Source organism: uncultured Ruminobacter sp., assembly GCA_902764345.1.
Classification (GTDB): Bacteria; Pseudomonadota; Gammaproteobacteria; order Enterobacterales; family Succinivibrionaceae; genus Ruminobacter.
This window is the reverse complement of sequence record CACWVT010000067.1, coordinates 1-9,066: the sequence shown is the minus strand read 5'-3', so window position 1 is coordinate 9,066 and position 9,066 is coordinate 1. Positions and strand designations below refer to the sequence as shown.

Below are 9,066 nucleotides of genomic sequence, written 5' to 3'. Positions count from 1 at the left end.
TAAAAGGAGTCTTATCGACGTAATAGCAGTCATTTTCAATAAGCTTATGAAATAATTCTGCCCCAATACCTATAGACTTTAACATTCTGTCATCCTCTGAATCCAACGCCGATTAACATGATTCTCATGTCATACAGTCTAGCACATCTGTTGAATAATCTCAGTGAGATACTGTTAAACTTTACTGTCAATTAGTTTGTTTTACTCTAAACACGGAGCTGGATGGATTTTCTCTTTATAAAGCATCTAAGCCAAAAGGATCCTTCTTGGTAAACTTGCGTTTTTCCCATCCGTTTATATCACAGAACCAGTTCCACAACGGTATGAATATCTTTTCCACTATCCAGAGTATCAGGACAATAACTGAGAATAATCCGATTAGTCCCATCATGGATATTATGATGCATGCCTCAAACCCGACGTCCTTACCGCATATCAGGTACAGCGGGGTGCCTATAAGCATAGTAACCACAGTACAAATTCCCTCCGGACTTGACATTATCCATGAAATGAATAGAAGAATTAGAGATATTATGATTATAAACAGTATTAATCCGATCATGTCCCATACCTCTGTCACTGTTAATAATTCCGGGGTGTATTTATACCCCTGTACCAAACAATAGAGATTTTGATTAAATTATAATCAATATTGTAATAGATTACAAATAAATCGCAATTAATATTTCTATGTATGTGATTAAATTAATGTTTGTAAATTAAAAGAGCTCTGTTTGCCATGTACCGGAGCGTTAATGGAACAATCATCATGATTCATGAGAGTGAGAAGATAACCACCGTCATTAAAGAGTTTAATCCCAACCTGACTTCATAAACGTGTTGAGCGGAATGCAGTGAAGCAGTCATGCTTTCAGACTTCCGTCCTGATCCGTGGACTTCCTACGGAAGTGTTATCCAAATGTCCGTTTCTGACGGACTACAACACCATCCAACCTGGTAAAATGTATCGCCGGGTGCATTTTATTCGAGCTTATTGGTTTATCAAAATTACTGATTACGGATTATAAACGATCCGCAAAGAGGGGATAACATTGTTGTTATTATTACTTATCAAAAACAATTTATAACTTTTATTTCATTTTCTTGACCACAACTGAACATGATTTTTTACAGAAGCAAATGCCGTATGTAAGAACAGATTTGATGTCGTTTCTCTTAATATACGGATCGGCGTACTTCTTTCCAATAATCTGTTCAATGGCATCTTCGGCAATAAGTACTTTGTCTTCATTTTCGTCAGGAGTATGCTTTAATTCCAAAATTGCGATACCCCCTTTGTTCTTTATTGACTGTATTACCAAATCTATATAACCATTTCCTGATTCTAAATTAGATTTCTGTTCCTCTATGAGTGATGTTCCGTTTACCAGCAGACCGTTAATGAAGCCGTGATAATAGTTTTCTTTTGGTGCATTAACAGAGAAATCCCTAATAGAAACATACTTCGCCAGAAGGTCGTTAAGGTTTTGTTCAACCGTTTCAGCATCCCCTTCAAACAATCCTCTTATTAATTCATTGGTATAGTTCTTAATAAATGAATTATTCTTATAGAAATTAAGAATCTTTGATCTAAAACAGTCCCTTATTTCTTCATTAGGAATATACAGATTGTACTTTTTGGTTTCTGAAGAATATGACATAGGATCAAAAGTAAGATATCCGGTATAGAGTAATAAAGTCCAGAAATCTGTTATATCATGCTTCCTGAGATCGCCGTAACAGAGGGCTTTTCTTACCTCCGTAGAGATTGATTTGCCATCAAGAAGATTCTGCATGTCCTCTATGTCTTTAGGCTCAATAAAGTCCATAAACTCTTCTATAGCATCATTACCACTTGTATTTATCCAGTAGTTATCGGCTTGAATAAGACTCTTTTCTTTATCATTCAGCATGTAATTGTCATCACAGAAGGACATTACATCCCACGGGCAGTACATATGAACTGTACCAAAATAGTAGCCGTCATAATTTTTTCTTACTTCTTCGTATAGGTCTGAAAGCCCGTAGTATGAAAGAACTTTCTGAGTTTCCTCTTTGGTAAAACCTATTCCCTTGGAAATATCCACTTTCCCAATATCCAGAACTGAACAGTTCTTAAAATTATTAAGTCCGGTAAAAATACTTTCCTTGGCAGCCCTTAAGCATCCGGTAAGAATAGCCCTGCCAAGATACGTATTGGTTTTTAAAGCATTGCTTAAAAAAGGACTCATTATATCAATCATGTCATCGTAATAACCATAATGGGCAGCCTTGGCTATAGGTACGTCATATTCATCTATAAGCAGAATAGGATTAATTTCATGGTGTATACTTAACCAGTAACACAACCTTTCTAAAGAATTTATAACAGCATTTTGATTGTTCGGATCGCAAAGATATGTTTCGTTTTTTAAACGTTTAAAATCGCTAATATCATCATCGTTAAGCTTTTTGCTTTCAGCAAGATAATCAAATTGACGAAGCATCTTATATATGGTGCTTCCTAACTGCTGATATGCCTTCAAAAAATCTTTTCCGGCAACAGATTTTAGTGAAATGAAAATTACAGGAAATTTTCCCATGTATTCATCGCAGAACGCCTTTTCGTCCTTAAAAATAGTTGTATCCTTAAACCATTTTTCCTGTTTGGATATATCTCCGGGGTTTTTCGGATCAAGAGCCAGAAAGTCGTGAAAGGTAGACATGGTAAGGGTCTTTCCGAATCGTCTAGGTCTGGTAATAAGCATTACGTCAGTTGTATTATCCTTAAACACGGTTTTGATAAAAGGTGTCTTATCAACGTAGTAGCTGTCACTTTCAATAAGCTTATGGAATGATTCCGCTCCGATTCGTATAGACTTCAACATTTTTGATTACCTCTGAATATGACATACGCAGACTGTCCTAATATTATACAGTCTAGCATGAACATCAAGCCTTTTCTATTGACATTCCTGCAATAAACAGCACAGGAATTACACATTACGAGTAGCTTATTGTTTTATAAAAAATTACTGATTACAGATTATACGTAAGGCGGGACGAATGGTGTTGGGGTTATCTACCACGCTACCCATCCCATCAGTACAAGAAAATTAGAGGGTACAAATAATAGGATTAAAGTGGCTAAACGAATTGCATTCGGGTACCGGGATGAAGGTTATTTCTTCACACTAATCAGATACCAGTCCTCACTCGGTCTCCCAACAATTCCGTGAGGAACCATAAAAAAGGCATCTGACTGAGTCAGATGCCTGATGAATTGCTGCTCATTCGCAATCCTGAGCACGCTGTTTATTCTTTTTCAGGTTCCCCGGTGCTTTTCAGCTTAATCTTCATGATTGGGGTACTGCCGTGGGTACATCTTTCCGTCATTTTTTCCAGTGAGGCCAGGTTCGGCAGTGAATTGGCGGAAATAAGAATCGGTGAAATGGTGGATTTCAGACGCTTCTGCAACAGATCAAGGTTAAAGTCCATTATAGGTTCACCTGCTTTGACGGTATCTCCTTCCTTTACGAGAGGGGAGAAGATTTCATTACTGCCCAGATCAATGGTATCCACACCTATGTGAATAAACAGAAGCAGATCATACGGAACGGTCTTCAGAATGAGGGCATGCTTTGTTTTGAAAATTGATTCAACTACGCAGTCACATGGGGCAACCACTTTATTACTGGTCGGCTTGATGGCAATTCCGTCACCCACAATCTTTTCAGAAAAAACGACATCAGGTACGTCTTCGATAGGGATGGCAGTACCGGATATAGGTGCAATCAGGGTTAAATCCGAATCATTCTCGTCTTCTTTGGATAATTTAAAATTAAACCACATAAGTAATCCTTATAGAAGGTATTCAAAATGAATGTCGTAAAAAATTTAAACTCTTCTATTCATTCTAACATCATATCATTTTTTGAAGCTTTTGTAACAAATCACTGTAAGGTGTATGTCAATGTCCGTGCGGATTACAGGTGGATTGGTGTCTGCACGTTGTGGAGAAAAATTTAGAAATAATGAGGAAGTGAGGAATAAGATGTGTGCTTTAGATAAGAACCATTTTGTCCTCCGGAACCAGCCTGCATGAATGCCAGGTGTTCCGGCAAGGGGGACTAGTCGATAATGCCCGAATGTCCGAAGTTCTGGGCTATGAGACTGTTGTTGAGATTTATGATTTCCTTTTTGGTAAGAATTGCATTGATCTTGGCTTCCAGATTGAGATCAATTTTAACCTCAAGTTCATGAATTTTTTCCAGAAGCTTGTTCAGGTAGAACGGAGCCACGCTGAAGTCACGCAGACCGATGCTGATGAAAAGGGCCAGATAGTTAAGGTTGTGAACAAGTTCTCCGCAGATGCATACCGGGATATGGTGTTTGCGGGCATTTTTTACGGTAAGACAGATGAGTTTCAGTACGGCAGGGGTAAGTTCGTCATTTCTGTGGGTGGCTGCCTCCCTGCTGCAGGCTTCGGTATACTGGGTAAGATCGTTCGTGCCAATGGAGAAGAAATCCACAAGCGGAGCCAGAGAGTCTGACATGAGTGCTCCGGCCGGAGTTTCTATCATTATGCCTATTTTGACCCTGCCGGTGTCATGGCCTTCGGAAGTGAGCGACTGCTTCACGCTGTTATACAGCTCAATCAGCTCCTTTGTTTCCTCATATTCCGCAACCATCGGGAACATGATGCGAATCTGTCTCTGTGCTGAGGCTCTGAGTATGGCCCTGAGCTGCGTTATCAGGGTTTTGCGCTGATGCTGGTTGGTATCGACGCTGAAGGCCGACGACATGCTCATGTACAGAGGGAGCTTGTCGGCATTGAAGTCAAATGTACGGAAGGTGATCTCGTAATTGCTCGGAAGCATGTTCATAATGCGTCTGTATACCTGATACTGTTCTTCCTCATCAGGTTCGTGACTGCAGTTCATGAACAGGAATTCGGTCCGGAAAAGGCCGATGCCTGAGCTTGGCAGGTAGGCAAGCTTGGTGATTTCGGAGATGGAATTGATGTTGGCCAGAATACGCATGCGTTCGCCGTCAGACGAGGTCTTGTACTGTGCCATCATCGGTTTGATGATGTCTATGGCACTTTCACTGACCTTGTGGTATTTCTGGGCATTCCTGTTGGCCTGCCAGATTAACTCATCCAGCGGATCAAGATAAACCCTGTTGGCGTAGGCATCAACAAGAACGTTCGTGCCGGGAGCTATGAGCTTCGTGGCATTGGATACGTTGAATATTGCCGGAATTTTACTGCTTCTCAGAACAATGGCCAGATGACTCTGGGTATTTCCGTCTTCAAGGAGTACTCCCTTTATGTGCTGGGTATTCATTGTCAGGAACTGAGCCGGAGTAATGTTATTGCAGACAAGAATGGAATCTTCCGTTATGTCAGGAATCGTAACCTTCTTTTTTCTGAGTTCAAGAACAAGCGTTTCCGCAAGATTGTGAATTTCAAACTCGTTGTGCATGACAAACGGGTCATTCAGACTGATGAGCTCGTTTATGTAGTCATGGTAGCAGCGCATTACCGCCGATTCGGCGTTGCAGAGTTCGTTTCTGATGCGGTCCTCAATAAGCTTTTTAACGTAACTGTCGGTCAGGTAAAGAATCGCCACGTCCAGAAATTCCCTGGCCACGACGGACTGGACGTTGTTTTTCTCTTCCAGAAAAAGCCTGTGCGTACGCTCAAGCGTTGTCCGGTAGAGAGTAATCTCGTCTTCAACGTCTTCCGGAGATATACGTACTATGTTGACCGTAGGCGGATCATTTTTGAAGATAACGGCAGGTGCACAGGCCACACCTTCAGTTATGACAAATCCTTCTTGCACGGTAGCACCTCTAACCTATTAATTCTGACCACAGCTGAGTAGATCGCCATTATATGACTATAGAAAGTGGTTTTAAAGACGGGGATTCATATTTAGTTTTAATTTTGAAAAACGGCCGTACGGCAGGTCGGCTGTCAGAATCTCACAGAATGATTATAGAACATAAGTTGTGTGATATTTAAAAATAGCGAAAAGATTTTAACTGATGTCATGTTTTATGAAAACTTTTTCATGCTGCGGCAAATCATAATCCTTGAGAAAAGATGCGGCAGACGGTCAGACAATGGCAACAGGATATAATGTCGTATTTCATTTTTTGATATAATCGCTTATGCACGTGCCAGTGCCGCTGACTGTTTACCTGCAGGCCTTTGATGAATTTTCATGAAGCCTTCCGGTATGGGGCGGATGGCCGGATGAATATAAAACAGATAACACTACAGACAGGTCAAATGAACAGAGTTATATTGTCTTTTCTGGTTGCCGTATGCCTCTTTTTCAGTACGGCAGCCGTCAGGGCCGAGGATGTGCAGATTCCTTCCGTGAATCTGCAGAAGGAGATTCACCTTCAGCTTCTTGAAATTGCCGTGGCGAATTTTGATAAGAGCTACACCCGTCAGTACATGCGTCTTAAGAACAGCAGAAGCACTCCTGATTACGGGCTGGAACTGGCCCTCAGCTACCTGATGGTAAAGAGGTTCAGGGATAATTTTGCCGGCGTGTCCTGGGAAAATACCCAGAATCTGTCCTTCAGAAAGCAGGATAACGCCTTTACGGTGAAAGACGTGGAAGCATATGAGGAATCTGTGAGAAACGGTACGCTTGAGCAGAAGCTGACCATGCTCAGACCTAAAATACCGAACTACATTTCCTACAGACGGGAAATGCTTGAACAGCTGAAGGGATCCGCAACCGAGTCTGAACCTTATCCGTTCCGACTGCTTAAGGAGGGAAGTCACGGGGAAGACGTGGATTCACTTAAGCTTTTCATGCAGGAACAGGGATATCTGGACAAATACAGTCCCATTAACGGCGAGTTTGATTTTGAACTGACCGAGGCCGTGAAGAATTACCAGTTCGACAAAGGTCTGAAGCCTGACGGAATGGTGGGCAGACTCACGTATGATCTTATCTTCAAAACCCATGAAAGCAAAGCGGTAAGCATTGCCAGAACCATGATTCGCATGAATCATCCCGGTCTTTACGGCGGTGAAAGCTACGTGTTCGTAAATATTCCCAAGATGGAAATGAATGTTTATTCCGGAAGAAAGAGCGTGCTTCAGAGCAATGTGGTCGTAGGCAGAACCGATCGACAGACTCCGAGACTCAGCAGCAGAATAGACAACGTTATTCTCAATCCTTCATGGACGGCACCGGTTACCGTTTCTGAAAAGGATTATCTGCCGATGCTCCGCAAAGACAGATTCTACCTTGCCAAAAAAGGGATAACCATCTATCTCGCAGGAGAAGAGGTGGATCCGAGTGAGCTTACTCAGGAGGATCTGACCTCTGAGGGCTTTAAAAAATTCAGAATCGTTCAGAGACCGGGCAACAATAACGCTATGGGGCGCTACAAGTTCAATTTCCCGAACAAGGAAAGCATATTTCTGCATTCCACCAACAGTCCCGGTAAATTCAAAAACGCTTCAAGAATGTACAGTTCCGGATGCGTGAGGGTTCAGAAGTCCAATGAACTGGCAAAGTATCTGCTGAGGGACGAGCTCAGTCCGGACAAGGTTGACAAAATAATAGAATCGGAAAGAACCACCTGGCTGAAACTGGAGCATAAGGTGCCGATTTATCTCGCATACTGGACCTCATACATCGCAGAAAACGGAAAGGTTTATTATCTTCCGGACATTTATTCCCTTGATGTACCTGATTCCAGACTTCCGCCGGATCTTCTCAATCTCTTTAAATAATCTGAGTGGCGACGGCAGTAAGGCGTAAGCCGGTATGTACCGGCATTACGCCATTACGCCATGACCTTACGAATAGTCTTTTGCGGTGGAAAACGGCATAAACAATGTGTCTGAGGAACTGAACCGATTACCGAAGGTGCTGAAGGACGCGGCTAAAGATCCTGACCATAGGATGCGGATAAAGGACACGGCTACACGGCCGTCAGATTTAAGTACGGGAGATATTGAAAAGAGGAGCGGTGCATCCGCTCCTCTGAGAACTACATATGGAGAAATTCATTTAAGAATGTCAGATTTCCGTCTCCGAAAAACATGATTCTGACAGCTTCCATTGCAATGCCGAGAAGCACGCCTGCAGCGCTGCATATGACTGATGCGATACCGAGCTTATCAGTTCTGTTCCTAATGAAGCCGATAACCGACATGAATAGTGAAAATCCCGCAAGAATTACGGCGTAAGAGGTAAAAATGCCGATTATTATTGAGGCTGTCCCCACGGATAAACCGAATACGGTCCACACACTGGTTTCCGATATATGGGGTAAAGGGGCTTCCTCTTCAGCTTTTTTGTCCCTTCCCCTAATTTCTCTGTAGTAATGCTGGAAATCCGTCTCTGACATTTTTACCCTCTTAATCTGCCGGTCATCATGCCCGGAAAATCCGGTTGTTATTTTGATTTGATGGCATCAACAATGGCATTGGTTGAAGCTTCTGATACCTGTCTGTTGTTTGTGTCGTTAAGGCGGTTGGCAATAATACTGCTGATCATCTGTTCAGCCTGAGAAGCCTTGGCCTTTTCAAAAATAATAAACGGAATGTAGTAATAGGTTCCGGAAGTGGTATCAACCTTAAGTTCAGTGATAAAAGAGTTTATGAGCAGACAGAGACCGAGTGCCAGAATGATGAGGCCTGCAAGTATTCCGTTACCGCCTGCAGAAAAACAGCTGAAGGAAATAAGGGCGAAGATAAGACCTATGAAAAAGCTCTTAATGTCAAATTTAAAATTTGAAGCTACCGAAGATATCTGGGCTACCGGTACGTTGTATTTGCGTGATCCTAAAGGAATGAGAGCCAGAAGAGTATTAGGGAACCTAATCTTCAGAAAATTCTGCTCAGTTGCAATTTCTCCTTTAATGTAAAAGGTCAGCAGACCGGTCATGTATTTGATTGCTTCCATGATTCAAACTCCTAATATACGGAAAATAATTTATTTATAAACGTTGGAATTTATAACGTTACTAGTTTACATTTGTTTTTTTTTTGAACAGCAAAAGGAGACATCTGATTTCAATTTTGTGATGTAAATATATTTTTTAGAT

At 41.7% G+C, this 9,066-nt stretch carries 8 protein-coding genes; 2 read left to right on the top strand and 6 right to left on the bottom strand.

Translation table 11 applies throughout. The annotated features are described in order from the left end of the window. Nucleotides 1-235: 235 nt before the first annotated feature. Both QZU58_RS09290 and QZU58_RS09285 read right to left on the bottom strand, forming a co-directional pair. Nucleotides 236-472, bottom strand: a complete 237-nt coding sequence (locus QZU58_RS09290; RefSeq protein WP_294496253.1) for a hypothetical protein — start codon at nucleotides 470-472, stop codon at nucleotides 236-238. A gap of 619 nt (nucleotides 473-1,091) precedes the next feature. Continuing rightward, on the bottom strand, nucleotides 1,092-2,867 hold the full coding sequence (locus QZU58_RS09285; protein WP_294496251.1) for an AAA family ATPase: 1,776 nt from the start codon (nucleotides 2,865-2,867) through the stop codon (nucleotides 1,092-1,094). Between the two features lie 192 nt (nucleotides 2,868-3,059). Here QZU58_RS09285 and QZU58_RS09280 point away from each other — a divergent pair, with 192 nt between their 5' ends. Further along, nucleotides 3,060-3,218 carry a transposase gene (locus QZU58_RS09280; RefSeq protein ID WP_294496255.1) on the top strand — a complete coding sequence of 53 codons (159 nt, stop codon included), beginning with the start codon at nucleotides 3,060-3,062 and terminating at the stop codon, nucleotides 3,216-3,218. A gap of 76 nt (nucleotides 3,219-3,294) precedes the next feature. Here QZU58_RS09280 and QZU58_RS09275 read toward each other — a convergent pair whose 3' ends face one another. Both QZU58_RS09275 and QZU58_RS09270 read right to left on the bottom strand, forming a co-directional pair. Then, complete coding sequence (locus QZU58_RS09275; protein WP_294496249.1) at nucleotides 3,295-3,831, bottom strand: glucose PTS transporter subunit IIA; 537 nt, start codon at nucleotides 3,829-3,831, stop codon at nucleotides 3,295-3,297. Nucleotides 3,832-4,109: 278 nt separating this feature from the next. Then, nucleotides 4,110-5,825, bottom strand: a complete 1,716-nt coding sequence (locus QZU58_RS09270; RefSeq protein ID WP_294496247.1) for a putative PEP-binding protein — start codon at nucleotides 5,823-5,825, stop codon at nucleotides 4,110-4,112. Between the two features lie 452 nt (nucleotides 5,826-6,277). Between QZU58_RS09270 and QZU58_RS09265 the strand changes: the two genes are divergently transcribed. Next, nucleotides 6,278-7,747 (top strand): L,D-transpeptidase family protein, encoded by a 1,470-nt coding sequence (locus QZU58_RS09265; RefSeq protein ID WP_294496245.1) that lies wholly within the window; start codon nucleotides 6,278-6,280, stop codon nucleotides 7,745-7,747. A 260-nt stretch (nucleotides 7,748-8,007) separates the two neighbouring features. Here QZU58_RS09265 and QZU58_RS09260 read toward each other — a convergent pair whose 3' ends face one another. Together QZU58_RS09260 and QZU58_RS09255 are read right to left on the bottom strand one after the other, a co-directional pair. Beyond that, the gene (locus tag QZU58_RS09260; RefSeq protein WP_294496243.1) at nucleotides 8,008-8,367 is read right to left on the bottom strand and encodes a hypothetical protein; all 360 of its coding nucleotides are present in this window, start codon (nucleotides 8,365-8,367) and stop codon (nucleotides 8,008-8,010) included. Nucleotides 8,368-8,414: 47 nt separating this feature from the next. Beyond that, nucleotides 8,415-8,924: a hypothetical protein gene (locus tag QZU58_RS09255; RefSeq protein ID WP_294496241.1), complete on the bottom strand. Its 510-nt coding sequence runs from the start codon at nucleotides 8,922-8,924 to the stop codon at nucleotides 8,415-8,417. Nucleotides 8,925-9,066 lie beyond the last annotated feature (142 nt).

Coding starts and splice junctions, on each gene's coding strand:
- QZU58_RS09275 (WP_294496249.1), bottom strand. CDS start 3,831: ATGTGGTTTAATTTTAAATTATCCAAAGAAGACGAGAATGATTCGGAT.
- QZU58_RS09265 (WP_294496245.1), top strand. CDS start 6,278: ATGAACAGAGTTATATTGTCTTTTCTGGTTGCCGTATGCCTCTTTTTC.
- QZU58_RS09285 (WP_294496251.1), bottom strand. CDS start 2,867: ATGTTGAAGTCTATACGAATCGGAGCGGAATCATTCCATAAGCTTATT.
- QZU58_RS09255 (WP_294496241.1), bottom strand. CDS start 8,924: ATGGAAGCAATCAAATACATGACCGGTCTGCTGACCTTTTACATTAAA.
- QZU58_RS09260 (WP_294496243.1), bottom strand. CDS start 8,367: ATGTCAGAGACGGATTTCCAGCATTACTACAGAGAAATTAGGGGAAGG.